The sequence below is a fragment of the Verrucosispora sp. WMMD703 genome, from assembly GCF_049178935.1.
Lineage (GTDB): Bacteria > Actinomycetota > Actinomycetes > Mycobacteriales > Micromonosporaceae > Micromonospora > Micromonospora sediminimaris.
Genome location: NZ_JBMHMM010000004.1, coordinates 6,155,754 through 6,180,044 on the forward strand (window position 1 = coordinate 6,155,754; position 24,291 = coordinate 6,180,044).

Annotated in this window: 22 protein-coding genes; 10 read left to right on the forward strand and 12 right to left on the reverse strand. The window is 72.3% G+C overall.

Annotated elements, in window-relative coordinates; genetic code table 11:
* Positions 1-37: 37 nt before the first annotated feature.
* Positions 38-1,066, reverse strand: a complete 1,029-nt coding sequence (locus tag ACN26Z_RS28605) for a hypothetical protein (protein WP_421464220.1) — start codon at positions 1,064-1,066, stop codon at positions 38-40.
* A 253-nt stretch (positions 1,067-1,319) separates the two neighbouring features.
* On the opposite strand from ACN26Z_RS28605, the gene ACN26Z_RS28610 reads away from it, so the two are divergent.
* The 3 genes from ACN26Z_RS28610 (at position 1,320) to mshD (ending at position 3,986) form a co-directional block, all read left to right on the forward strand.
* Positions 1,320-2,057 carry a winged helix-turn-helix transcriptional regulator gene (locus tag ACN26Z_RS28610; RefSeq protein WP_093403700.1) on the forward strand — a complete coding sequence of 246 codons (738 nt, stop codon included), beginning with the start codon at positions 1,320-1,322 and terminating at the stop codon, positions 2,055-2,057.
* Between the two features lie 69 nt (positions 2,058-2,126).
* Positions 2,127-3,002: a polysaccharide deacetylase family protein gene (locus tag ACN26Z_RS28615; protein WP_421464222.1), complete on the forward strand. Its 876-nt coding sequence runs from the start codon at positions 2,127-2,129 to the stop codon at positions 3,000-3,002.
* A gap of 57 nt (positions 3,003-3,059) precedes the next feature.
* Positions 3,060-3,986: a mycothiol synthase gene (gene mshD / locus ACN26Z_RS28620; RefSeq protein WP_282236694.1), complete on the forward strand. Its 927-nt coding sequence runs from the start codon at positions 3,060-3,062 to the stop codon at positions 3,984-3,986.
* A gap of 9 nt (positions 3,987-3,995) precedes the next feature.
* Here mshD and ACN26Z_RS28625 read toward each other — a convergent pair whose 3' ends face one another.
* Entirely contained in the window at positions 3,996-4,826 is an 831-nt protein-coding gene (locus tag ACN26Z_RS28625; protein WP_421464224.1) for an NUDIX hydrolase, read from the reverse strand.
* 77 nt (positions 4,827-4,903) lie between these two features.
* Between ACN26Z_RS28625 and ACN26Z_RS28630 the strand changes: the two genes are divergently transcribed.
* Positions 4,904-5,872: a Gfo/Idh/MocA family protein gene (locus tag ACN26Z_RS28630; RefSeq protein ID WP_421464227.1), complete on the forward strand. Its 969-nt coding sequence runs from the start codon at positions 4,904-4,906 to the stop codon at positions 5,870-5,872.
* A gap of 49 nt (positions 5,873-5,921) precedes the next feature.
* On the opposite strand, the gene ACN26Z_RS28635 is transcribed toward ACN26Z_RS28630, so the two are convergent.
* The 4 genes from ACN26Z_RS28635 to ACN26Z_RS28650 all read right to left on the reverse strand — a co-directional run bounded on the left by ACN26Z_RS28635 (position 5,922) and on the right by ACN26Z_RS28650 (position 9,232).
* Positions 5,922-6,926, reverse strand: coding sequence for an inorganic phosphate transporter (locus ACN26Z_RS28635; protein WP_093403382.1), 1,005 nt, complete (start codon positions 6,924-6,926; stop codon positions 5,922-5,924).
* Positions 6,927-6,930: 4 nt separating this feature from the next.
* Complete coding sequence (locus tag ACN26Z_RS28640; protein WP_093403380.1) at positions 6,931-7,557, reverse strand: DUF47 domain-containing protein; 627 nt, start codon at positions 7,555-7,557, stop codon at positions 6,931-6,933.
* 133 nt (positions 7,558-7,690) lie between these two features.
* Positions 7,691-8,623 (reverse strand): PPK2 family polyphosphate kinase, encoded by a 933-nt coding sequence (locus ACN26Z_RS28645; RefSeq protein WP_421464230.1) that lies wholly within the window; start codon positions 8,621-8,623, stop codon positions 7,691-7,693.
* A 102-nt stretch (positions 8,624-8,725) separates the two neighbouring features.
* The gene (locus ACN26Z_RS28650; protein WP_421464232.1) at positions 8,726-9,232 is read right to left on the reverse strand and encodes a DUF402 domain-containing protein; all 507 of its coding nucleotides are present in this window, start codon (positions 9,230-9,232) and stop codon (positions 8,726-8,728) included.
* 57 nt (positions 9,233-9,289) lie between these two features.
* Between ACN26Z_RS28650 and ACN26Z_RS28655 the strand changes: the two genes are divergently transcribed.
* Complete coding sequence (locus ACN26Z_RS28655) at positions 9,290-11,521, forward strand: ATP-dependent DNA helicase (protein WP_421464234.1); 2,232 nt, start codon at positions 9,290-9,292, stop codon at positions 11,519-11,521.
* A 39-nt stretch (positions 11,522-11,560) separates the two neighbouring features.
* Here the strand turns inward: ACN26Z_RS28655 and ACN26Z_RS28660 are convergent, their stop codons facing one another.
* Entirely contained in the window at positions 11,561-12,859 is a 1,299-nt protein-coding gene (locus ACN26Z_RS28660; RefSeq protein WP_282236689.1) for an AI-2E family transporter, read from the reverse strand.
* A 166-nt stretch (positions 12,860-13,025) separates the two neighbouring features.
* Here ACN26Z_RS28660 and ACN26Z_RS28665 point away from each other — a divergent pair, with 166 nt between their 5' ends.
* Positions 13,026-13,364, forward strand: coding sequence for a GroES family chaperonin (locus tag ACN26Z_RS28665; protein ID WP_093403375.1), 339 nt, complete (start codon positions 13,026-13,028; stop codon positions 13,362-13,364).
* An 88-nt stretch (positions 13,365-13,452) separates the two neighbouring features.
* Positions 13,453-13,620, forward strand: coding sequence for a hypothetical protein (locus tag ACN26Z_RS28670; protein ID WP_166458800.1), 168 nt, complete (start codon positions 13,453-13,455; stop codon positions 13,618-13,620).
* A 58-nt stretch (positions 13,621-13,678) separates the two neighbouring features.
* Here ACN26Z_RS28670 and ACN26Z_RS28675 read toward each other — a convergent pair whose 3' ends face one another.
* Both ACN26Z_RS28675 and ACN26Z_RS28680 read right to left on the reverse strand, forming a co-directional pair.
* Positions 13,679-15,175 (reverse strand): PrsW family intramembrane metalloprotease, encoded by a 1,497-nt coding sequence (locus ACN26Z_RS28675; RefSeq protein ID WP_282240678.1) that lies wholly within the window; start codon positions 15,173-15,175, stop codon positions 13,679-13,681.
* Positions 15,176-15,262: 87 nt separating this feature from the next.
* Positions 15,263-16,525: an FUSC family protein gene (locus ACN26Z_RS28680; RefSeq protein WP_421464237.1), complete on the reverse strand. Its 1,263-nt coding sequence runs from the start codon at positions 16,523-16,525 to the stop codon at positions 15,263-15,265.
* A 109-nt stretch (positions 16,526-16,634) separates the two neighbouring features.
* Here ACN26Z_RS28680 and ACN26Z_RS28685 point away from each other — a divergent pair, with 109 nt between their 5' ends.
* Positions 16,635-17,273 carry a metal-dependent phosphohydrolase gene (locus tag ACN26Z_RS28685; protein WP_093403370.1) on the forward strand — a complete coding sequence of 213 codons (639 nt, stop codon included), beginning with the start codon at positions 16,635-16,637 and terminating at the stop codon, positions 17,271-17,273.
* Positions 17,274-17,302: 29 nt separating this feature from the next.
* On the opposite strand, the gene ACN26Z_RS28690 is transcribed toward ACN26Z_RS28685, so the two are convergent.
* Positions 17,303-17,677, reverse strand: coding sequence for a DUF4031 domain-containing protein (locus ACN26Z_RS28690; RefSeq protein ID WP_421464239.1), 375 nt, complete (start codon positions 17,675-17,677; stop codon positions 17,303-17,305).
* A gap of 66 nt (positions 17,678-17,743) precedes the next feature.
* Between ACN26Z_RS28690 and ACN26Z_RS28695 the strand changes: the two genes are divergently transcribed.
* On the forward strand, positions 17,744-19,144 hold the full coding sequence (locus tag ACN26Z_RS28695; RefSeq protein WP_421464241.1) for an FAD-binding oxidoreductase: 1,401 nt from the start codon (positions 17,744-17,746) through the stop codon (positions 19,142-19,144).
* A 13-nt stretch (positions 19,145-19,157) separates the two neighbouring features.
* Here the strand turns inward: ACN26Z_RS28695 and ACN26Z_RS28700 are convergent, their stop codons facing one another.
* Together ACN26Z_RS28700 and ACN26Z_RS28705 are read right to left on the reverse strand one after the other, a co-directional pair.
* Entirely contained in the window at positions 19,158-19,682 is a 525-nt protein-coding gene (locus ACN26Z_RS28700) for a hypothetical protein (protein WP_421464243.1), read from the reverse strand.
* Positions 19,683-19,765: 83 nt separating this feature from the next.
* Entirely contained in the window at positions 19,766-21,589 is a 1,824-nt protein-coding gene (locus ACN26Z_RS28705; RefSeq protein WP_282236685.1) for a glycerol-3-phosphate dehydrogenase/oxidase, read from the reverse strand.
* A 115-nt stretch (positions 21,590-21,704) separates the two neighbouring features.
* Between ACN26Z_RS28705 and ACN26Z_RS28710 the strand changes: the two genes are divergently transcribed.
* On the forward strand, positions 21,705-24,260 hold the full coding sequence (locus ACN26Z_RS28710; protein WP_421464245.1) for a S8 family serine peptidase: 2,556 nt from the start codon (positions 21,705-21,707) through the stop codon (positions 24,258-24,260).
* The last annotated feature ends 31 nt before the right edge of the window (positions 24,261-24,291 follow it).

The following is a 24,291-nucleotide window of genomic DNA, read 5'->3' on the forward strand; positions in this document are numbered from 1 at the left end:
TCTCAATCGCGCGGCCGGACGGTCGCCGCGCTGACGGTCAGAGCACCAGCCGACACATCAGGTACGCGGCCGGCGCCGCCATCGCGAAGCCACCGAGGGGCCCCTGCACGTGCCGTACGGCCCAGACCGACGGGACTTCACCGGCCATCAGCCGGCCCGCCTCGGCGTAGCTCACGGCGAGGTCGGCCAGCACGGCCACGACGGCCGCCACCAGGCCGATGATCGCGGCCCGGGTGGGTGTGAACGGGGTGACCAGGTAGCCACCGAGAAGCGCGCTGATCAGCGTGCCGACCATCGCGCCGCCAACCACCCCCGCCGCCCCCCTGGGCACCTGGGGGGCCAGCCTCGGCCAGGCCGCGACGGCGTCGGTCACCCGGGCGACGGTGAGCGCCACGCCGGCCGCGGTCAGGCAGACGGCGATCGTCTGGGTGCCCGCCGGGATCCGGCTGAGCATGATGAGCGTGGCCAACGCGACCACTCCGAACACGATGGTCGCGGTGGTCCGCAGCGAGTCGGTCACCCGGACCCGGTCCACCCGTCGGACCAGTTGACCGAGCACCGCGGCGAGCACCCCGCCGACCGCGAGGTAGAGCAGCGGTGCCAACCGGGCCTCAGCCGACCGTACGGCCACCACGTCGGCCGCCACCGCGGTCACCGCGCCGACCCCGAGGACGACCGCCAGTGCCGGTGGCCTGGTGACCATGGTCCAGACGAGCACGAACAGCGCCTGCACGGCGAACACCACGAGGGTGAAGGGCAGCCGGTGCCCGGGGATGGACGTCTGCGCGGCGACGACCAGGCCGAGACCGAGCAGCGCGGCAAAGCCGCCGATGGCGAGGGAGAGCTGCCGGCGTACCTCGACCGGTGGTTCCTCCTCCTCGTCGTCGGCATCCGCCGCGTCGTCGGCGCGGCGGGCCGAACCGCCGCGGCGCAGGCGGCGGGGGCCACGCGAGGGCCGCTCGTCGGTCTCCACGGCCGGACCGGTACGGGGCGCCGAGCCTCCCGGGACGGACGGATCCTCGGCCCACGGGTCACGGCCGGTCTCGGACGAGTTGGAGGGAAACACCCACCGATCGTGCCAGACCAACCTCACATCGCGGGTGCCAGCGTTTCCGCGACGTTAAAACCTGGGCCGCGATCAGGGGCAGATAGGGCAAAGAGGAAACCGCGCCAGGGTCGTACGCGAGCAATCGGTTACGCTCAACGGCGAAACCCGCCCGTCAGCGACGCCGGGACCCACGGAAGTTCCCAGCGCCACACCCCGCAGGAGTGCCGCTGGTCGCGCGCGGCCGCAACGGGCCGCCGGGACGGAGGTGATCGTGGAGATCCTGCTGTTGGTGACCGCACGGGCAGGCGAACCATCCGCAGTGCTACCGGCACTGGACCTGCTGCCGCACTCGGTCCGCACCGCACCCCGCGACGTCCGCACCCTGGTCGCCGGCCCGAGCCCGGACGCCGTGCTGGTCGACGCCCGCTCCGAGCTGAGCGAGGCCCGGGCCACCTGCCGGATGCTGCACGCCACCGGGCTCGGCGTGCCGCTGGTCGCGGTGGTCACCGAGGCTGGCTTGATCGCACTCAACGCCGACTGGGGCGTCGACGACGTCATCCTCGCCTCCGCCGGCCCCGCCGAGGTGGAGGCCCGGCTGCGCCTCGCGGTCGGCAGGCTGAGCAACGCGACCGCCGGCGCCGGCGGATCCATCCGGGCCGGCGAGCTGATGATCGATCCGGACACCTACGCGGCGAAGCTCAAGGGCCGCCCGCTCGACCTGACCTACAAGGAGTTCGAGCTGCTGAAGTTCCTCGCCCAGCACCCGGGGCGGGTGTTCACCCGCGACCAGTTGCTGCGCGAGGTGTGGGGTTACGACTACTTCGGCGGCACTCGGACGGTCGACGTGCACGTGCGTCGCCTGCGCGCCAAGCTCGGCTCCGAGTACGAGTCGATGATCGGCACAGTCCGGCAGGTGGGTTACAAGTTCGTGGTGCCGTCGTCGCGGACCTTGTCGGAGGCTGCCGAGCACTCGCCGCTACCGATGCGGGCCCTCACCGTCGAGGGCTAAATTTCCTATATGCCCTTTTTGGTCGACTAGTGCGCCTTATGGTGACTGCCAGTTGACCAGCGGGGGGCATTGGTGGGCGGTAACCAGGTGGGGGCGGCACGGGCCGTCGGGATCATCACGCTCGTGGTGACGGCGGTCCTCGGCACGGCGTACCTGCTCGGACGAAGCCTGGTGCCGGAGGCGACGCGGACCGACACCGCCGTCACCGCGACCGGCGCCGATCACCCCGAGTACGCGGACCAGTCGGCCCCGATCGACGCCGAGCCCGACGCCACCCGCGCACCCGACACCGGGTCGGACGGGTCGCAGCGCACCGACGAGCAGGGGCAGGACCCGAACTTCGGCCCGATGGGCACCCGTGTGAGCACCGGCGACGCCGGTGTCGCGCTCACCTTCGACGACGGACCGCACCCCGACTACACCCCTCAGGTTCTCGCGATCCTGCGGGACTACCACGTCACGGCCACCTTCTGCGTGGTCGGCAAGAACGCCCAGGCGTACCCCTGGCTCGTCGAGCAGATCGTCGCCGAGGGGCACACCCTCTGCAATCACAGCTGGGACCATGACGTCGCCCTGGGCGCCCGGTCGATCGAGTGGATCCGCGCCGACCTGATGCGGACCAGCGAGGCGATCCGCGCCGCCGTGCCCGACGCGCCGATCGCCTGGTACCGGCAGCCGGGCGGCGCCTGGACCTACTCGGTCATCTCCGTCTCCCGTGACCTCGGCATGGCACCGCTGCACTGGACGCTGGACCCGTCCGACTGGCGGGCGCCGGGCGCCACCCGGATCGCCGCCTCCGTGCTCAACGGGGTACGACCCGGCTCGATCGTCCTGCTGCACGACGCGGGTGGCGACCGTCAGGGCACCGTCAACTCGTTGTACCGGATCCTGCCGGAACTGGCCGGCCGGTTCGACGTTCAGGCGCTGCCACCGCGCGGACTGTGACGGGTGTACCAACCGTCCCTCCGGGCGGCGCACCTCCGGTGCGGTTACGGTGATGCGATGAGCAGCACCCAGTCGGGCATCGACCAGGTCAGCCGCGTCGACCGACTCGGCCCGGCGGAGATCACCGACGTGCTGGCGCTCGCCCGGACGGCCGGCGACGCCGACGGGGCGGACCCGATGGACGAGCACGTGCTGCTCCGCCTGCGCGACGAGCACGCTGCCGCGAGCCACCTGGTTGCCCGCTCCACCGACGGCACGCTCACCGGGTACGCGCACCTCGACACGACCGACCCCGACAGCGGCGTCGGCGTGGAGCTGATGGTGCACCCGGCGTACCGGCGGCGCGGTACCGGACGGGCGCTGGCCCGGGGGGTGCTGGCCACCGCCGCCGGGCCACTGCGGGCGTGGGCGCACGGCGACCACCCCTCGGCCGCTGCCCTCGCGGTCGACCTCGGATTTCACCGCGCCCGGGTCCTCTGGCAGCTACGTCGACCGCTCGCCGCGCCGCTACCCGAACCGCGCCTGCCCGACGGGGTGACGCTGCGCGCGTTCCGCCCCGGCAGCGATGAGGAAGCCTGGTTGACGCTTAACGCGCGGGCCTTCGCCGACCATCCGGAGCAGGGCCGGTGGACCGCCGATGACCTGCGGGTACGCCTCACCGAACCGTGGTTCGACCCGGCCGGCTTCCTGCTCGCCGTCGAGTCGGCGACCGGCCGGCTGCTCGGCTTCCACTGGACCAAGGTGCACGAGCGACCCGGCTCCGCCCGCATCGGCGAGGTGTACGTGCTCGGGGTGGAGCCCGCCGTGCACGGCGGCGGGCTCGGCCGGGCCCTGACCATGGCCGGGCTGGCGTACCTGCGCGACCGACGTGGACTGGACCGGGTGATGCTGTACGTCGACGAGTCGAACACCGGCGCGGTGGCGCTCTACGAGCGGCTCGGCTTCGCCCGCTGGTCCGCCCACGTCAACTACCAACTCGGCTGATCCGTCCGGTCAGGGCAGGTGGAACCGGGGCCGGTCGGGGTCGGACAGATCCAGCCGGGGCGTGATAGCGGTGACCGCGTCGCGGTCCGCCGCCGCCGCTGCCACCGCGGCGAGATCGGTGCAGGCGGCCACCTCGCCGAGGGTGACCAGGGTCGGCGGGAGCATTGTCAGGTCGCCGGCCGCCGCCTGCCGGCCCGCCTCGTCGGGCCGGATCCACAGCGTGTGGTCGGCCTCACCGGAGACGTCGCGGGTCCGCTGTCCCTCGGGCAGCAGCGCCACGAAGAAGTACGTGTCGAACCGACGTGCCTCGAATTCCGGGGTCACCCAGCGGCTCCACGGCAGCAGCAGGTCCGACCGGAGGGTGAGCCCGCGCCCGGCGAGCAGGTCGGCGAACCCGGTTCGCCGCTGTTCCAGGTCGGCCCGGGCAGCCTCCCAGCCGTCGTCGCTGACATCGCCGACGACCCGCGTCGCGTCCGGCCCGGCGAGCAGCACCCCCGCCTCCTCGAAGACCTCGCGGGCCGCTGCGCAGACCACCGCCTGCGCCGCCGCCGGAGCCAGCCCGAGGCGTACGCCCCAGTCCCTCGGTGCCGGGCCCGCCCAGTCCAGGTGGGTGGTGGAGTCCGAGGGGTCCACTCCACCACCTGGGAAGGCATACATGCCGCCGAACGCCATCGCCACGACCCGGCGGATCAGGTAGACCTCGAAGCCCTCGTCGGCCGGGCGGAGCAGCAGCACGGTGGCGGCCACCCTGGGTACCGCAGGCACCGCGCCAGAGGCCCGGAACCTGCGGGCGTGCTCCACCAGCGCGGGCGGAGCCGGGAAGCCACTGTCGGTCGTCATGCGCCGAGACTAGGCCCCTGGTCCCGACCCGTGGATGCCCAGTACAGCCCTCTGCTGATCTTCGGTAGCGTCGCGCCATGACTCGTTGGGGCATCCTGGCCACCGGCCACATCGCCGCCCGCTTCGCCGAGGACCTCCGGCTGGTGCCGGGGGCCGAACTCGTCGCGGTCGGTTCCCGCACCGCCGAGACCGCGGAACGCTTCGCGGACCGGCATGCCGTACCACGGGCGTACGGCTCCTGGGCGGAACTGGCTGCGGACGCCGACGTCGACGTGATCTACGTCGCCACCCCGCACGCCGCCCACCACGAGGCGGCCCTGACCTGCCTCACCGCCGGCCGGCCGGTGCTGGTGGAGAAGCCGTTCACCCTCGACCTGGCCACCAGCACCGAACTCATCGACACCGCCCGCGCCGCCGGGGTCTTCCTCATGGAGGCGATGTGGATGCGGTGCAACCCGCTCATCCGGCGGGTCTGTCAACTGATCGCCGACGGCGCGATCGGCACCCTGACCGGGGTCCGGGCCGACTTCGGCGTCGCCGGCCCCTTCCCGCCCGAGCACCGGATGCGCGCCCGGGCGCTGGGCGGTGGCGCTCTGCTGGATCTCGGCGTCTACCCGATCAGCCTGGCCCACCTGCTGCTGGGCACGCCGCAGCACGTACGGTCCTGGGCGAAGCTGGGTCCGGAGGGTACGGACGAGAACACCGGCCTGGTCTTCGGCTACGACTCCGGTGCGGTGGCCACGTTGAGCTGCGGCATGGTGGGGGCCACCGGGCTCACCGCCTCGATCACCGGCAGCACCGGTCGGATCGATCTGCCCGAGCCGTTCTTCCGACCCGACAGGTTCACCCTCCACCGGGGCGACGCGGAGCCGGAGACGATCACCGAGGAGTTGGTCGGCTCGGGCTACCAGCACGAGGCCATCGAGGTGCAGCGGTGCCTGGCCGAGGGGCTCACCGAGAGCCCGTTGGTACCGCACTCGGCCACCCTGGAGATCATGGGCCTGCTGGACGACATCCGCGCCCAGATCGGCGTCTCCTACATCTGACGGCCTGTCGAAGGGCCCCTGGGGTGTCCCAGGGGCCCTTCGACCGTGCTCAGCTGAAGATGGGACGGACCAGGAAGTACATCAGGGCACCGATCGAGCCGGCCGCCGGGAAGGTCAGGATCCAGGCGCCGATGATGTTGCCGGCCACGCCCCAACGCACGGCGGAGAGCCGCTTGGTGGCGCCGACACCCATGATCGCCGAGGTGATCGTGTGCGTGGTCGAGATCGGCGCACCAAGCACCAGGGCGTTGAAGTAGAGCACGCCGCTGGCCACGGTCTCGGCCGCGAAACCCTCCGGCGGACGCAGGTCGATGATCTTCCGGCCCAGGGTCCGGATGATCCGCCAGCCGCCGGCGTAGGTGCCGGCCGCCAGCACGGCCGCCGAGGTCCAGAACGCCCACTCCGGGATGTAGGTGGCATCGTCCTGGTAGCCACCGACGAAGAGGGCGAGCACCACGATGCCGATGGTCTTGGCGGCGTCCTGCATGCCGTGGCCGACCGACATGGCCGCCGCCGAAGCGGTCTGTGCCCAGCGGAAACCGCGGTTGAGCTTGCCCGGGTGCCCGTTCCGGAAGACCCACTGCACAGCGATCATCACGATGTAGCCGAGGATGAAGCCGACCATCGGCGACAGGATCATCGGGATGATCACGCTCTCGCCGATGCCGGTCCAGAGCACGGTGCCGGAGGCGGCCACGGTCGAGCCGACCAGGCCACCGATCAGGGCGTGCGAGGACGACGAGGGCAGGCCGAAGTACCAGGTGATGAGGTTCCAGGTGATCGCGCCGATCACACCGGCGAAGACGATGCCGAGGCTGGAGACGCCGGTAGGCAGCTCGACCAGGCCGCTGCCGACGGTCTTGGCGACCTCGGCGCCGAAGTGGGCGCCGATGAAGTTGCCGACCGCCGCCATGGCCAGGGCGACCCGGGGTGTCAGCGCTCGGGTGGAAATGCTTGTCGCGATCGCGTTGGCGGCGTCGTGGAAGCCGTTGGTGTAGTCGAACACCAGGGCCACCCCGATCACCGCCAGCACGGCGATGAGCTCGGGACTCACAGGATCAGGACTCCTTGACCGCGATGGTCTCGACCGTGTTGGCGACGTGCTCGAAGGCGTCGCAGGCGGCCTCCAGCTCGTCGGCGACCTCCTTCATCTTCAGCACGGTCAGCGCGTCGTACTCACCGGAGAAGAGCCGCACCAGCAGCATCCGGTAGGCCTGGTCGCCGTCGTTCTCCAGTCGGTTGATCTCGATCCAGTAATCCTCAAGATCCTTCATCGACTTGAGTCGGGGCATCGCGTCGGCGGTCAGCTTCGCCTGCTGGTCGAGCACGTGCACCAGCTCGTGCATCTCCCGGGGCAGCGACGGCAGCTTGGTCAGCCCGTAGAGGTAGAGCAGGTTGCCCACCGCCTCCAGGTGGTCCATGACGTCGTCCAGGAGCGAACCGAGCCGGTAGATGTCCTCGCGGTCGAAGGGGGTGACGAAGGTGGAGTTGATCTTCTTGTACAGATCGTGGGTGATCTGGTCGCTGTCGTGCTCCACCTCGGTGAGCCGCTCGCTCACCGACTGCACCTCGACATCGGGCAGGGCCAGCTCGTTGAGCAGCTCGGTACCCCGGACCAGATTCTGCGCGGCCCTGGTGAAGAGCTCGTAGAAAGCGCCCTCGTTGGGGCGGAAGGAAAACCTCACAGCACGGACCTCGTCGTGTCGGGTGGAAGGGGTGGCGGCCGTCGCTCCGGCGCCCTGCTGAGGGGAATGCTAGGGAACCGTCAGATCGGCGATTATCCGGCCCACCCCTGGCCAGATAGCATTCACCGCTCGTTCAACTTCCGTTCACCTTCACCGGCCCCGTGGTTCCCATCAGTCGCTCGCGTTCCCGCTCGATGTCGAAGTCGGCTGGCGGATACCCCAGATCAAGAGTGTCGAACGTCTCACGCAGCAGGTGCGCCACCGCCCAGTCCCGGTACCACTTGCGGTCCGCCGGCACCACGTACCACGGCGCCAGGTCCGTACCGCACCTGGCGAGCACCTCGGCGTACGCGGCCTGGTAGTCGTCCCACCTGGCCCGGGCGTCGACGTCGGACGGGTGGTACTTCCAGTGTTTGGTCGGATCGTCGAGGCGGGCCAGCAGCCGCTCCGCCTGCTCGGCGTTCGAGATGTGCAGGAAGACCTTGACCACGGTCACCCCGGTGTCGGTCAACTCCCGCTCGAACTCGCCGATCTCCGCGTACCGGGGTCGCCAGACCTCCTCCGGCGCCCGCTCCTGGACCCGGGGCACCAGCACGTCCTCGTAGTGCGAGCGGTTGAAGACCCCCAGGCTGCCCGGCGGCGGCAGGGCCCGGCGGATCCGCCACAGGAAGTGGTGCCGCAGTTCCTCGGCGGTCGGCGGGCCGAACGCCCGGATGTGCACGCCGAGCGGATTCATCGCCCCGACCACCCGCTTGACCGTGCCGTCCTTGCCACCGCAGTCCATCGCCTGGAGCACCAGCAGCACCCGCCGACCGGCACCCGGGTCGGCCTTCGCGCCAGCGAACAGCATCTCCTGCTGCCGGGCCAGTCCCGCACCCAGCCGGGTGAGCTGCCGGCGGGCCCAGGTCTTGCGGTCCGGCCCGGTCACCTCCGGGCCGGGCAACCCCGGAGTCGAGCGGGGATCGATCTCCGCGAGGTCCACCGGGCCACCGGGCCGTACCCGGAGCAGGTCGCGTACCGCTCCGCCGTTCGGCGCCACCACGTCAAAGCCACTGTCGTCCACCATCGGAGCATCATCACCCGCCCGCCGCCGGTCCGCGCGACGGAGTCGCATCGTGCCGGGGTGCGGGGCCGGGGATGTCGGGGACGGTCCGCCCGCCGGCAGCGGTCAGACCACCAGGGCCAACCACTTGCGGTACGAGGTGGCAAACGGCTCCGTGCCATCCCCGAGCGCGCCCAACAGCCAGCGTGCCGCCGCCTCAGCCTCCACCACCAGGTCGTCGGGATACCCGAAGCGGGCCCGGTGCTCGGCGAACTCGTCCTCGTCGCGCAGCTCGACCAGGCCGGTCTCGCGACGCCGGACCACGTCCAGGTCGAGGTCAATCAGATGAACCGTGTCCTCGCCCTCCCACCGGGCCGGGCTGGCGATGTCGCAGTAGACCTCGCTGGTGCGGGGCGGCGGGTTGAACATGCCTGTCCACCAGGCGTGGTGCGGCACCAACAGCACGAAGGGAATCTGCTCGACCGACGGCCGGCCGTGGTAGACCGAGCTGGTGCCGGCCGGCACGCCGAGCCAGATGCCGAGATCGTCCTCGGCCAACCGACGGGCCGGGTAGTCGCGGTGGGCGCTGCCGTCGAACTTGCGGTAGATCACACGGATCACGTCGCTCGACATGAGTCGCACCCTAGCCGATTCCGCCCACGCCTCGCCGTCGGGAAGTTACCGGACGACATGGCGATATTCCGTGCCGCGCGACCGCGACACGGCCTGCTCGGTACCGACCGCGTCCGCCCCGGCGGGTACCGTGCCACGGTGACTCCGCCCCGCACCGCCACCGCCACCGGCAACGCCCGCGACAAGGCACGTCGGCGGAGCGACCGGCCGGGCGGCGCCGAGCTGTTGTCCGCTGCGGTCGGCGCCGTCCCCGGCGGTACGGCCCGTCCGGGCCAGCAGCGGATGACCGCGGCGATCGAGGAATGCGTCAGCACCGGTGACCACCTGCTGGTGCAGGCCGGCACGGGCACCGGCAAGTCCCTGGCGTACCTCGCCCCCGCGTTGACTGTGGACGGCCCTGTGGTGGTCTCCACCGCCACCCTGGCGTTGCAGTCCCAGCTGGTGGAGCACGACCTGCCCCGGTTGGCCGACGCCGTCGAACCGTTGCTCCGACGCCGCCCCACGTTCGCCGTGCTGAAGGGCCGCCACCACTACCTCTGCCTCGCCCGGCTGGAGAACTCCACGGCGGACGAGCCGGAGGACACTCTCTTCGACGCTCCGGCCGAGCGCCCCGGCGGCACCCGCTGGCTCGGTGAGGCCGGCCGGCTGGGCAAGCAGATTCAGCGCCTGCGGGACTGGGCCCTGGAGACCGACACCGGTGACCGCGACGAGTTGGACCCGGGCGTCGACGACCAGACGTGGCGGCTGGTCTCCATGCCCGCCCGCGAGTGCGTCGGCGCGTCCCGCTGCCCGTACGGTGCGGAGTGCTTCGCCGAGGCTTCCCGGGCCCGGGCCCGGGAAGCGGACATCGTGGTGACCAATCACAGCCTGCTCGCGGTCGACATGCTCGCCGGCCGACACATCGTCCCGCCGCACCGGCTGTTGGTCGTCGATGAGGCCCACGAACTGGCGGACCGGGTCTCCTCGGCGGCCCAGGCGGAGCTGACCCCGGAACTGATCGACAGGTCCGCCCGGCGGGCGCGGCCGCTGCTGCGCCCGGAGACGGCCGAAGCGCTGACCGCATCGGGTGACGCCCTCGCGGTCGGGTTGGCCGAGGCACCGGTCGGGCGGATCACGAGCGGGTTGCCCGGCCCGCTACGGGAGGCCTGCACGCTGTTGGACGCCGCCACCCGTACCGCTCTGGACAGCATCGGCGACGTCAAGGCCGACGACCCCGACCCGGTACGCAAGCAGCAGGCCAAGGCCGTCCTCGACGAGTTGTCCACCACCGCTCAGCGGTTGCTGGAGGAGGCCGAGCACGACGTGGCCTGGGTGGAGCGCAACGACGTGACCGGACGGCGGGCACTTGTGGTGGCGCCGCTCTCGGTTGCCGGCACCCTGGCCACCCACCTCTACGACGAGCGGACCGTGGTGGCCACCTCGGCCACGCTCGCGCTCGGCGGGCGGTTCGACACGGTCGCCCGGGCGCTGGGCCTCGACTCGCCTCCGCCCGGCCCACCGTCGCCGGCCGCCGCCGCCCTCGCCCAGGCCACCCGGCGACCGTCCACGCCGGACGATTCGGCGGGTGCTACGACACCGAGCCCGCCGGACCCCGCCGACGGGTTGACGGACTCCGGGCTCGGGTGGCGTTCACTTGACGTTGGCTCGCCGTTCGATTATCCCCGGCAGGGCATCCTCTACGTGGCCGCCCACCTGCCCCGCCCGGGGGCCTCCGGGCTGCCCGAGGCCGCCGGGGAGGAACTGCTCGCGCTGGTCACCGCGCTCGGTGGGCGTACGCTCGGGCTCTTCTCCTCGCGCCGGGCCGCGCAGCAGGCGGCGGAGCTGCTGCGCGCGCGGACCGACCTGCCGGTGCTGCTTCAGGGTGAGGAGACGCTGCCGCTGCTGGTCCGACGTTTCCGCGAGGAACGGTCGAGCTGCCTGTTCGGGGTGATGTCGTTGTGGCAGGGCGTCGACGTGCCGGGCGACGCGTGCCAGCTCGTGGTGATCGACCGGCTTCCGTTTCCTCGCCCCGACGAACCGCTCGCTGCGGCCCGGGCGGCGGCGGTCGACGCGCAGGGCGGCTCCGGCTTTGCCGCGGTGAGCGTCCCGATCGCGGCGGTTCGGCTCGCACAGGGCGTGGGCCGGTTGATCCGGGCCAGCGGTGACCGGGGCGTGGTGGCGGTGCTCGACTCCCGACTGGAGACGGCCCGCAGCTACGGCTCGTTCCTCCGCCGCTCGTTGCCCCCGTTCTGGTACACGACCCGCCCGGAAGTGGCCCGGGGCGCGCTGACCCGCCTCGCCGCGAGCTGATCCGGCCGACGGCGCAGCCCGGCGACCGCGCGGACCGGGTCAGGGTGCCCGGGCGGCGACGACGACGGCGTCGGGCGGGGTGTCCGGAACGCGCCGGGCGGCGAGGCGGCGTACCGCCGTGTTGAGCACCGCGATGATGGGCACCGCCACCAGCGCGCCGGTGATCCCGGCGAGTACGACGCCGGCCGCCAGACCGATGATCACTGCGAGCGGGTGGATGGCGACCGCCCTACCCATGATCAGCGGCTGGAGGATGTGTCCCTCCACCTGCTGCACACCGATCACCACGCCCAGAATGATCAACGCGGTCACCGGGCCGCTGTCGACCAACGCCACAAGCACCGCCACGCCCCCGGAGAGGGTCGCACCGACGATCGGGATGAACGCGCCGAGGAAGACCAGGGCGGCCAGCGGAAAGGCGAACGGGATGTCGAAGATGACCAGGAAGATGCCGATGCCGACGGCGTCGATGAAGGCGACCAGCACCGTCGCCCGGACGTAGGCGACAAGCGTCGCCCAGGCGGCCCGACCGGCGTCGTCGACCTTCCAACGCGCGGCAACGGGCAGCAGCCGGACCAGGAACCGCCAGATGATGTTGCCGTCGCGCAGGAAGAAGAAGGTGGCGAAGAGGACCAGCACCGTGCCGGTCAGCACCTCGGCCAGGGTGGCCGCGGTGGAGAGGGCACCGCTGGTGAACCGCTCGGTGTTGTTGTCGACCCACCGCTGGGTCTCCTCGATGTACCGGTCGAGGTCGTTGTCCGACAGGTGCAGCGGCCCGGTCTTGAGCCACTCCTGGATCTGCTGCAACCCCTGGGTGGACTTCGCGGTCAGTTCCGGAACGCCCTTGATGAACTCGTTGACCACCAGGGTGAGCGTGCCGATCACCGCGGCCAGCCCGGTCACCAGCACCACCGCGGTCGCCAGGGATCGCGGCAGGCGGGCCCGCAGCAGCCAGCCGACCGCGGGTGCCAGCAGCGCCGACAGCAGCAGCGCCACCGCCAACGGGATGATCACGATGCTGATCGTGCCGACGAGCTTCAGCAGCGCCCAGAAGACGATGCCGATGACGATCAGCCGCCAGCACCACGCGGCGGCGATCCGCAGTGCGTGCGGCACGTCGGCGTCGTCCCGACTGGAGGTGGAGTTGTGCAGCGCGGTGGGCGTCTCGGCACCGACCACCGTCGCCGCCGCCGGTGCCACCGGCCCAGGGTTCGACGGCGACGCCAGGCCGGGCGGCTCCGAGACGTCGGCGGGACTCTGGCGACCCGCTCTGACCGATTCCCGGCCCGACTCGTACGCGCGACGCAGCCGTCCGCGTATCCGCTCGAAGCGGCTCAAGCGCACCTCCCGGCAGATCGGCCTGCGCACTGCGTCAGGTCGGACAGGATACGCCCGACCAGGCAACGGTAGGACGAATTCGCCACCCACAGTGCCCCGCCCGACCGGTCCGCTAACCAGGTGACCACCGACGGCCCACGGGGGACGACACGGTAGCGTCTGCGGCGTGACCGCCGATCCGAACCTCGACTCCGGCCTGCCCATCCGACTGCTGCACGACCGCGTGCTGGTGCGGATGGAGGGCAGCGAAGGCGAGCGGCGTTCCAGCGCCGGCATCGTGATTCCTGCCACCGCGGCGGTGGGCAAACGCCTGGCGTGGGCCACCGCCGTCGGGGTCGGGCCCAACGTACGCTCCATCGTCTCCGGCGACCGGGTGCTCTTCGACCCCGATGACCGATCCGAGGTCGAGCTGCACGGCCGTGGTTACGTGCTGTTGCGCGAACGCGACGTGCACGCGGTGGCCGCCGAGCGGATCGAGGAAAACGCGACAGGTCTCTATCTCTGACCGGCTTCGGTCCCCTCGAACGGCCCACGCGTCGTTTGCCGCGCTCCCCGGCGGGAAGCCAGCCGCACCACCGGCCTGGGGAGGGACGATGCCGGTATTCGTGAAAAAGGTGCTGGCCTGGGGAAGCCTCGCGTTTCTGATCTACTTCATGGCGTTCCGGCCGGAGGGCGCCGCACAGATGTTCAAGGCCATCGGTGCGGCCCTGATGATGATGGCCCAGGGGCTCGGAGACTTCCTCACCAGCCTGATGACGTGAGCCCACCGAGCGGTCGCCCCGGTCACCGGCCGGGCCGGAACCGGGCGGACGGGGGCGGTCAGCGGTGGCCGGGTGGCCAGGGGGCGGCGGGACGGGGGCCGTACCAGCCGGGGTGGCCGTATCCGGCGGGGAACGCGGGCGGCGGGGGCGGCGCGGTGAGCACCACCGGGATCGGGACCACCGGCTCCTCGGGGGCCTCCACCGCCCGCTGCGAACCGTCCGGGAACCGCAGGTGGTAGCGGTGCCCGTCCCAGACACCGACCGGCGACTGCGGGTCCCGGCCCACGAAGTACGACCGGTACGCGGCGATGGAGTGGAGCAGTTCCTGTTCCTCCCGGGCCGTCCGGTCCCGGTCGACGGGGCGGCGGTCCAGACCTCGGGTGGCGCCGTCCCGAAGCAACGCCAACCGGGTCGCCGCGAACTGGTAGCCACGCATCGCCCGTAGACCGGCGTCGCCGGCCACCCGCCGGGCCCACACCCGGGCCGCGTGTCGTCGACCGAGGCTGCTCAACGCGGCCACCTCGGGTGGCGTGAGCCAACCGGCCCGGACGTAGTCCGGCAGCACCCGCTCGGTGAGCCGTCCCTCCCAGGCCCGCAGCCACACCGCCAGGCCGACCATGCCGAAGAAGATCGGAACCATCACGCCGACGAAGCCGAAGAGCGAGATCAGCACCTGACCGGTGGCCTGGGTCAGCGTCGGCAGCAGGTTCCACGTCCCGTGCAGCATCATCGCCAGCAGCAGCCCGGCGACCGGGGCGAAGAACCGCACCCGACGGTCCGCCGACCGTGCGGCGATACCGAGCCCGATACCGGCCATCGAGGTGAACAGCGGATGGGCGAACCCGAAGAGCAGGATCCGGACGATGAAGATGGCGATGACCTGTTGCGCCCCGGTCGCCGGCCCGTACTGCTCGACGCCCGAGGCGTACCCGAGCCCGCCGAGGTAGAGGATGTTCTCCACCATCGCGAAGCCGATCGCGGAGAGCCCGCAGTAGACCAGCCCGTCGGTGATGCCGGACCACTCCCGCCGCCGAAACACCAGCAGCAGGATCGGGCCGAGCGTCTTGGTCAGTTCCTCGATGAAGGGCGCGACCAGAACGGCGGTGAGCCCGACGGGCAGCCCCTGGTCGTCGAACCAGTTGGCGGCCGTCTCGTTGACCATCAGTGACGCGGCGGTGGAGACGAAGGCGCCCCACGCGAAGCAGAAGACCAGGTATTTCAGCGGCTCGGGTTCGTACCGGTCGAGCCAGAGGAAGCAGGCCACCAGCACCGGGACCGGCAGGATCGCGGCGGCGGTGCCGACCAGCAACGCCTCTGCGCCAAGGCTGGTGCCGAGCGTGAAGATCATGAAGATCGCGCAGGCCGCGATCAGGATGATCACCCCGATCAGCACCAGTGCCCGTCGCCAGCTGAGGCGGCGTCGCGGCATTCCGGGTACGCCACCCTCCACGCCTGGGGCGACGGGCACGGACGGCGACGGCGGCAGTGATCCGCCGGACGGGGTGACGGCCATGCGGTCAGCGTAGTCATGCCCGGCCCGTCGGGCCGGGCGCATGGCCACCCCGAGGACAGAGCGACGGCAACGCCGCCAGCCGACGTGCCAGGGCGCGCCGCAGCCCCGCCAGGGACTTCGACACACGGCCTAGCCGACCGGGGGTGCGGTGGGCCGCTGTACGGCCGGTTCCGGCCCGGCCGGTGCCCCCGGTCGGTCCAGTTCACCGAAGGAGCGCCGCACCAGCCGGTTCGCCTCCTCCTGACTGATGCCGGAGGCCACCAGGAGATCACTGGCGGTGGTACGCACCTGGGCCACCACCACACTGCCGGAGAACCCCACCCCGTCGCCGTACGCCCGGCCGGCCTCGCTGACGGCGCGCAGCGACCGTTCCCGGGCCTGTTCAGGCTCCTCGCCCTGAGCGAACTCCTTCTGTAGCTGGCGCACCGCCTCGGCCAGGTGATCGACGGCGTCCGGCATCGGTTCCGGAATCGGCTCGTCGTCCTCCACCAGGGTCACCGCACGCCGGATCAGCGTGCCGCTGTTGCGCATCGCCCGGTCGATCGGGTCGGCCGCCTCCGCGTAATGGGTGAGTTCGCTGCGCCGATGCCACCGTGCCGGGGAGAGCAGCGCAGTCTCCTTGGCACCTTCGATCGCCTCGGAGAAGGTGGCCAGCTCCTCCTTGTTGTCGCGCAGCCGGTCCAGCGCGCTCTGGATCTTGCCCGCGTCGCGCTCCCGCAGCCCGTCGGCGGCGAGATCGAGCTGGGCGGCGAGCAGGTCCAGCGCCGGCCGGGCCGCCCGGTTGAGCACCCGCAGCGGGTTGAGCGGCAGCAGGATCGCGGTGACCAGCAGCGCGATGCTGCCGCCGACGATCGCGTCGATGAACCGGGGTATCTCCAGATCCTCCACCGACGGGCTGAGCGTCACGATCAGCACCGCGGTCGCCGCGGCCTGGATGACGATGGCGACGCTGCCCCCGGCGAAAACGGTGAGCACGATGGCGGAGGTGACCACCAGCCCGAGCTGCCACGGCCCGGTGCCGAGGAAATAGATCAGCAGGTCGCCGACGAACACCCCGACGCCCACCCCGAGGATCAACTCGATGGTCCGGCGGAACCGCTGACCCACCGAGACGGCCAGGGTGCCGACGGCGGAGATCGGGGCGAAGACCGGTTGCGGATTGCCCAGCAGCTCATGCGCGGCCACCCAGGACAGCCCGGCGGCCAGACCCGCCTGCGCGGCCAGGCCGAGTGACAGGCGCACCCGGTGCAGGCGGTCGCGCAGGGTCGCCTTGCTCCGGTGATGCAGCTGCGCCATGGTCCCGGCGATCCGAGCCGTGTCGACGTCGGACCGTCCGTCGCGCGCGCCGTCTCGGCGCAGCAGCCGAGAAAGTCCGCGCCGGGCCACCGTCATGGCCGGGACTACCCACCTGACGCCCGGACATTCCCGCCGAAGCGGCACATCACTCCGGACGGCGGCACCGGATCACGGCTCGTCGCCGGGATCGGGCAGACTCGGGCCGGTGACAGGGTTGATCGCGCGATGGCGTACCGCCGCCCGGGCTGCCGGAGCGGGTGACCCCGCGTCGGTCGACGCCGCCGGGGCGGAGTTGCTCGAACGGTGGCGGGAGCCGCATCGGCACTACCACACGATCGCGCACCTGGCCGCCGTGCTCGACGTGATCGACCGGTACGCCTCGACCGCGTCGCGACCCGACCTGGTGCGACTCGCCGCGTGGTGCCACGACGCGGTGTACGACCCCCGCGCGGCGGGTGACCGGAACGAGCAGGACAGCGCGGCGCTCGCCGACGCCCTGCTCACCCGGTTGGGGCTGCCTCCCGCCGAGGTGGCCGAGGTGAAGCGACTGGTCCTGCTCACCGCTGGTCACGTGGTGGCTCCGGCGGACGCCGACGGCGCGCTGCTCTGCGACGCCGACCTGGCCGTGCTGGCCGCGTCACCACCGGAGTACGACAGGTACGCCGCCGCGATCCGCCGGGAGTACGCCCACGTGCCCGAGCCGGACTACCGGGCCGGCCGGGCCCGGGTGCTCTCCGGCCTGCTCGCCCTGCCCTCCCTGTACCGCATTCCCGCATTGGCCGCCCGCTGGACCCACCCGGCCCACACCAACCTCACCCGCGAACTGACCCACCTCACCCCCTGACAAGCCCCACCACCCCCGCCCCGCCCCGATCATGCAGTTACGGCAGGCGTTATGGATGCTTCGTCCGCTTTGATGCGTACCACGCCTGCGTGATCGGCGGCGGGGGCGGCCGGGGGAAGCGGCGGGTGGGAGGGGCGAGTGGGGCGGGAGAGGTGTTTCGGGCGGCGCAGGTTGGCAGCGCGCAGGAGGCGGACGATGTCGCGGCTGGGTACGACCTGAGCACCGAGCCAGACAGCCATCGGGAAGCGCTCGGCGGGAATGTCGTAGTGATCCCGGTCGAAGCCTCGCCCGGGGGCGCCCAGCATCTCGGCGAAGACGTGCAGTTCAGCCAGGGCGACATCGCTGATCAGGTGCGACCAGAGCCGGCCGCGCCCCGGCCAGGCCGGCCGGTCCACGTAGATCACCCCGCCACCGTACCCGCCGCCGACTCAGGTTGATGATCACAAGTGGCCGGTCGTAACCTCGGCCGCATGGCCACCTCCCCGCTCCTCGACGACCTGCGTGCCGCCCTCGGGCCGGACGCGGTGCTCACCGATTCTGACCTGCTGCGCGGGCACGAGCGGGACGAGGCCGACCTGTGTGCCTCGGCCACGCCGCTGGTGGTGACCCGGCCGAGCAGCACCGAGGAGGTCGTCGCGGTGGTCCGGGCGGCCGGGCGGCACGGCGTGCCGGTGGTGCCGCAGGGTGCCCGTACCGGGCTGGCCGGCGCGGCGAACTCCGTCGCCGGCGCGGTGGTGATCAGCACCACCTCGATGAACGCGATCCTGGAGATCGATCCGGTGAGCCGGATCGCGGTCGTCCAGCCGGGGGTGGTCAATGCCGCGCTCACCGCCGCCGTGGGTGAGCAGGGTCTGTGGTACCCGCCCGACCCGGGCTCCTGGGAGTCGTCCACGATCGGCGGCAACGTCGCCACCAACGCGGGCGGCATGTGCTGCGTCAAGTACGGCGTGACCACCGAGTACGTGCTCGGCCTGGAGGTGGTGCTCGCCTCCGGCGAGGTGCTGCGTACTGGACGGCGCACCGCCAAGGGCGTGGCCGGCTACGACCTGACCCGGCTCTTCGTCGGCTCGGAGGGCACCCTCGGAGTGATCACCGAGGTCACCGTGGCGCTGCGACCCGCGCCCGCGGAGTCGCTGACCCTGGTGGCCGTGTTCGGCTCGACCGCGGGCGCCGGCGAGGCGGTGGCCCGGATCGCGGCCCAGGGACTCTCCCCCAGCCTGCTGGAACTGCTCGACCGCACCCATCTGGGGGCGATCGAGGCGTACCGGCCGATGGGGTTGCGCACCGACGCGGAGGCGCTGCTGCTGGCCGCCGCCGACACCGGTCCCCGAGCGGCGGCGGACCTGGCCGAGTTGGCTGCGGTCTGCGAGGCGGCCGGCGCCGAGGAGGTGTACGCGGCCAGCGACGCCGTGGAGGCCGCCGCGCTGTTGCAGGCCCGTCGGTCGGCTCACCCGGCCATGGAGAAGTACGCCGCGGAGGCGTACCCGGGCGGCAGCGGCGGCCTGATCATCGACGACCTGGCGGTGCCCCGGGGAGCGCTCGCCGCGCTGCTCGACGGGGTGGCCCGGATCTCGGCCGAGTGCCAGGTGCCGATCGGGGTGGTCGGTCACGCAGGTGACGGCAACATGCACCCCAACATCGTGGTCGACCGAGCCGATCCGGCGAGCCTGGAGCGTGGCCGACGGGCCTTCGACGAGATCATGCGGTTGGGGCTGGACCTGGGCGGCACCTGCACCGGTGAGCACGGCGTCGGGCTGCTGAAGCGGGACTGGCTGGCCCGGGAGATCGGTCCGGTGGGCGTACGGGTGCATCAGGCGATCAAGGCGGCGCTCGACCCGACCGGCCTGCTCAACCCCGGAAAGGTCCTCTGACCGTCGGGGCGGTTCAGCCGACCATCTCGGCGGGCGTGTTCTGCGTGAGCAGCAGCAGGATCTCCTCGGCCACCGGCGGTCGCTCCTCCCCCGGACAGTCCTGCGAGGTGATCAGACCGGCTGCGGTCAGCAGGCTGGAGGTGAGCGCGCCGACGCAGCTGACCCGGTAGCCGCGGGCCTCGTCGGTCTCCCGCGCCAAGTCCGGCTCGGCCAGCAGCTGCTGCAGCCGCTCCCGCTGCTCCTCGGTCAACGCGCCGGTCGAGGTGACTCCGTCGCCGGCACAGTCTATGCACTCCCAACGCCCGTCCGGCTCCACGTTCAGGGTGCGCAGCGGACCGTCGGCCCCGTCGTTCTGGAGCAGACTGACCCGGCCCTTTCCGGTTGTGGTGGCCCCTGCGCCGCCGGGTTGCCCGGCGGCCGGCGGACTCGCCTCCACGGGCGGTTCGGAGTTGTCGCCGAAGGGCGCACAGCCGCCGAGAGCGACCGCCAGCAGGACGATGCCGGGCAGGAATGCCAGTCGTGATCGGGAAAGCGCCATCACTCGCGGAACTTACCCCACCGTAGGTAGGAAGCGTAACCCGTCGAAGAGATATCCATGCTCGACGATCTCCAGAGTGGATCTCAGCGGGCCACACCCGCCGCGCCGTCGTCGGCGCCCCGATCCGCAGCGTAGCCGCGCACGTCCGGCGCGCCGAGTCGTGCGGCGTCGGCGGTCGCGTCGTCCGGCATCAGCTGGGACTGTCGCTCGGCCTCCACCCGGCCCCGGTAGTGGGTGACCTCCCGTGCCCGCCGAGCCGCGTCCCAGCCCAGCACCGCGCCCATCAGCTCGGCCGCGTGCTCGGCCGACTCCAGGCCCCGGTGGGCGGTCTCGATCGAGATCCGGGTACGCCGGGTCAGCACGTCCTCCAGGTGCAATGCCCCTTCGGCGCGGGCCGCGTACGTCACCTCGGCGGCGAGATACTCCGGCGCGCCCGCCAGCGGGGAGGCCAGCAACGGGTCGGCGTCGATCAGGGCGAGCAGGTCGAGGGTCAGGCTTCCGTAGCGCTCCAGCAGATGCTCCACCACGCCCACCGGCAAGCCGTGGCGGCGGGCCAGGTCCGCCCGGTCCCGCCACATGGCCGCGTACCCGTCCGCGCCGAGCAGCGGCAGATCAGCCGTACGCGACACCCGTTGGCCACCGAGCCGACGCATCGCCCGGTCGACCACGTCGGCGGCCATCACCCGGTACGTCGTGTACTTGCCGCCGGCCACCAGGAGCAGCCCGAGCATCGGCTCGATGACGGCGTGCTCCCGGGAAAGCTTCGAGGTGGAGTCCGCCTCACCGGCCAGCAGCGGACGTAGCCCGGCGTAGACCCCTTCGATGTCGGCGGTGGTCAGCGGGCGGTCCAACACCGTGTTGACCTGCCGGAGCAGATAGTCGATGTCGCTGGCGGAGGCCGCCGGGTGCGAACGGTCCAGCCGCCAGTCGGTGTCCGTGGTGCCGATGATCCAGTGCCCACCCCACGGGATGACGAAAAGCACACTGGTGGCCGTACGCAGGATCAGCCCGGTCTCGCCCGTGATCGCCGAGCGGGGCACCACCAGGTGCACCCCCTTGGACGCCCGGACCCGGACCCCGGGCCGCAGCCCGACGTCGTTGAGCATGCGGGACATGTCGTCGGTCCAGACACCGGTGGCGGCGATGACCGTACGGGCGCGTACCTCGAACTCGGCTTCGGGTGCACCGGCGGGCGCCTCCAGGTCACGGACCCGGACCCCGGTGACCTCCCGGGCCTGCCGGATCAGCCCGACCGCCCGGGCACTGCTCACCACGGTCACGCCCAGGCTGGCGGCGGTGCGCGCCAGGGTGACCACCAGGCGGGCGTCGTCGACCTGCCCGTCGTGGTAGCGGATCGCCCCGGCCAGGCCCTCCGAGCGCAGGCTCGGGAAGACCCGGCGGGCACCCTCCCGGCTCAGGTGCCGATGCAGCGGCATGCCCCGACCGCCGCCGAAGAGGCCGGCGAAGGCGTCGTACGCGGCCACCCCGGCACCGTAGTAGGCCCGCCGCAGCAGTCGGGCGGGCAGGTCGCGGACGCCCTGCCCAGCCGGGAGCGGCACCAGGAACGGCACCGGCCGCACCAGGTGCGGCGCCAGCCGGGTGGCCAGCAGCCCGCGCTCGGTCAGCGCCTCGTGCACTAGGCCGAACTCCAACTGCTCCAGGTAGCGCAGGCCACCGTGGATCAACTTGCTGGACCGGCTGGAGGTGCCGGCGGCGAAGTCGCGGGCCTCCACCAGGGCCACCTTGAGGCCCCGGGACGCGGCGTCGACGGCCGCGCCGGCACCGGTCACCCCACCCCCGATCACCAGCACGTCGAACCGCTCGGCCCGCAGCCGACGCAGGTCGGCGGCGCGGCGGGCGGGCGACAGCTGCCCGGCAACGGACCGCAGAACGTTCGGATCACGCACCCGTCCACGTTAACCGGCCCGGTCCTCCCCCGACACGTGCCGGCCCCGGGGGCCTCGGATCCGTTGCCCGCCAGATCCGTCCGACGGCGCGGCGGCTGCGTCGTACTGTGTGCGGATGCGGGCGGAACCCACCACACCCGGCTCGACCGCCAGCCCCTGGGCGATCGTCGCGGCGGTACTCGCCGGCTGCTGGACGGTCGCGGTCACGGTCCTGGCGCAGACCGGCGGCTGGGCCGTGGACCAGGTGGTGCTGATCGGCGGGTTGGACCGGCTGGTGCCGCTCTGGCCGGTGGCCTGCCTGCTCACCGTGCTGCTGATCGCCGCCGCGACGCTGCCGTTGGCCCTCGTTCCCCGCTCGGCGGCGGTCCGCGTCACCGGCCGGCTCTGGTTCGCCGGTGCGCTCGTACTCGGTCTGCTCGGGCTGCTGCGGACGATCCCCCCGGTGCACCACGAGGCGTACCTCGGCGCGCTGGCCCTCGTGGCCGCGCTGCTGGCGGTGGTGACGACCCGGCTGCCCTCCCACGTCCTCGGCCCCGGCCGGCAAGCCGAGACCGGGCGGCAGGCGCATCCGCCCGCATCGGACGTCCGTGTGGGTGCCCCGACCGGGCGTCAGGCGCGACTGGACGGACGGCCGTCGGTGGCGGCCCTGCTGGCGGTGGCCGCCGGGCTCGCCCTGCTACTGCCCTGGGTCTGGTGGGGCGCACTCGGCGGGCTGTTGGAGACCATGCTCGCCGGGCTGGCTGCGGTGGCCGTCGGCGTGCTGGCGGCGACGCTGCTCGACGTTCGGTTCTGGGGCCACTTCGGGGCCGACGAACCACCTCGACCGGCCCGGCTGGTGCTGCTGGGCGGGCTCGTCGCCGGGGTTTTGCTGCTGCTGATCGGTGCCGGCACCGGCCATTCCGGCGCGCAGTTGCCCCTGCTGGTGACGCTGCCGCCGGCCGGTTTCGCGTTGGCCGCGTTGCGGGCCATGAGCCGCCAGCCGGCCACCGGACGTGGTGTCGCCCACCCGGGCACCCGCCGCGTTCTGCCGGATCAACCGATCGCCGGGGGCGTCGTGGCCCACCATTCGGCCGGGGATGGCGGTCGGACGCCGACCGCCTGGCTGGTCGGGCTCGGCGTGTTCGGCCCGCTTGCCTTCACCGACCCGGAGGAGGTCAGCCTGCTGCTGGTCGGCAACCGCGACGTGCCGTTCTGGGTCGCGGCCGCGACCGGTGTCGGCCTCGCCGTCGGACTGGTGCTGGCGGTCGGGTACGGCCTGCTGCTGGCCCGCCGCTCGGCCCGCACGCCGAGCCGGGTGCTGGCCGCAGCGAGCGCCCTGACGCTACTGGTCACGGTCGGTCTGGTCGGCGCGACCGCCGGACAGCCCGGGCTGCACGGGGAGCGACTCTTCGTACTGCTCCGCGAACAGGCGGACCTGAGCGGTGTGCGCGGCGAGCCAGGGCGGGCGGGCCGGGACGCACGCGCCGAGGAGGTCTACCGGCGGTTGGTCGACACCGCCGACCGGACCCAGGCCGACCTGCGGCGCGATCTGCGGCGGGCTCGACTGCCACACACCCCCTACTATCTCGTCAACGCGATCGAGGTGGCTGGTGGGCCGGCGGTACGGGCCTGGCTGTCCAGCCGATCCGAGGTGGCCCGGGTACTGGTCAGCCAGCAACTGCGTCCGTTGCCGGCGCCCGCCGACAGCGCCACCGGCAGCGCCCCGCCCCCGTCCGGCCCGCCGTGGAACATCACCATGATCGGCGCGGATCGGGTCTGGTCCGAACTCGGCGTGACCGGCGACGGCGTGACCGTGGGCAGTTCCGACTCGGGAGTGGACGGGCGGCATCCGACCCTGGCCCAGGGTTTCCGGGGCGGCGACGACTCGTGGTTCGACCCGTGGAACGGCAGTGGGGCACCGACCGACCGCAGCGGACACGGCACCCACACGATGGGCAGCGCCGTCGGGCGGGACGGCATCGGTGTGGCCCCCGGCGCGCGGTGGGTCGGCTGCGTCAACCTCGACCGCAATCTGGGGAACCCGGCCGCCTACCTCGACTGCCTCCAGTTCATGCTGGCGCCTTTCCCGCTCGGCGGCGACCCGTTCCGACAGGGGCGGCCCGCCCGGGCGCCGGAGATCCTGACCAACTCGTGGGGCTGCCCACCGATCGAAGGCTGCGATCTCTCGGCGCTGCGGCCGGCCACCGCAGCGCTGGAGGCCGCCGGGATTCTCGTCGTCGCGGCGGCCGGCAACACCGGCCCGTTCTGCGGCTCCGTGCAGGACCCGCCCGCACCGTACGCGGACGTGCTGACCGTTGGTGCGGTGGACGACCGGCGGCGGGTCACCGCCTTCTCCTCACGTGGCCCGACGATCGCCGGAGTGACGAAACCGGATCTGATGGCACCGGGGGCGGAGGTCCTCTCCGCGATGCCCGGCGGCGGGTACGCCGTGCTCGACGGCACCTCGATGGCCACACCACAGGTGGCTGGTGTGGTCGCGTTGATGTGGTCAGCCAACCCGGAACTCGTCGGCGACCTTGACCGGACGCGGCGGATCCTCCGCGACACGGCCGACCCGATCGAGACCAACGACCCGGCCCGGGCGCGGACCGACGAATGTGGCGGCCCGGCGAACATCGTGGGTGCCGGTCTGGTCGACGCGTACGCGGCCGTGTCGGCGGCCCGTGACTGATCGTCATTCGGGCGGTAGCGGCGTTCGGACC

Excerpts from the sequence above, each read along its gene's own strand:
- mshD (WP_282236694.1), top strand. The coding sequence starts at position 3,060 with ATGAGCAGCACCCAGTCGGGCATCGACCAGGTCAGCCGCGTCGACCGA.
- ACN26Z_RS28625 (WP_421464224.1), bottom strand. The coding sequence starts at position 4,826 with ATGACGACCGACAGTGGCTTCCCGGCTCCGCCCGCGCTGGTGGAGCAC.
- ACN26Z_RS28630 (WP_421464227.1), top strand. The coding sequence starts at position 4,904 with ATGACTCGTTGGGGCATCCTGGCCACCGGCCACATCGCCGCCCGCTTC.
- ACN26Z_RS28645 (WP_421464230.1), bottom strand. The coding sequence starts at position 8,623 with ATGGTGGACGACAGTGGCTTTGACGTGGTGGCGCCGAACGGCGGAGCG.
- ACN26Z_RS28650 (WP_421464232.1), bottom strand. The coding sequence starts at position 9,232 with ATGTCGAGCGACGTGATCCGTGTGATCTACCGCAAGTTCGACGGCAGC.
- ACN26Z_RS28655 (WP_421464234.1), top strand. The coding sequence starts at position 9,290 with ATGGCGATATTCCGTGCCGCGCGACCGCGACACGGCCTGCTCGGTACC.
- ACN26Z_RS28670 (WP_166458800.1), top strand. The coding sequence starts at position 13,453 with ATGCCGGTATTCGTGAAAAAGGTGCTGGCCTGGGGAAGCCTCGCGTTT.
- ACN26Z_RS28675 (WP_282240678.1), bottom strand. The coding sequence starts at position 15,175 with ATGCGCCCGGCCCGACGGGCCGGGCATGACTACGCTGACCGCATGGCC.
- ACN26Z_RS28680 (WP_421464237.1), bottom strand. The coding sequence starts at position 16,525 with ATGACGGTGGCCCGGCGCGGACTTTCTCGGCTGCTGCGCCGAGACGGC.
- ACN26Z_RS28695 (WP_421464241.1), top strand. The coding sequence starts at position 17,744 with ATGGCCACCTCCCCGCTCCTCGACGACCTGCGTGCCGCCCTCGGGCCG.
- ACN26Z_RS28700 (WP_421464243.1), bottom strand. The coding sequence starts at position 19,682 with ATGGCGCTTTCCCGATCACGACTGGCATTCCTGCCCGGCATCGTCCTG.
- ACN26Z_RS28710 (WP_421464245.1), top strand. The coding sequence starts at position 21,705 with ATGCGGGCGGAACCCACCACACCCGGCTCGACCGCCAGCCCCTGGGCG.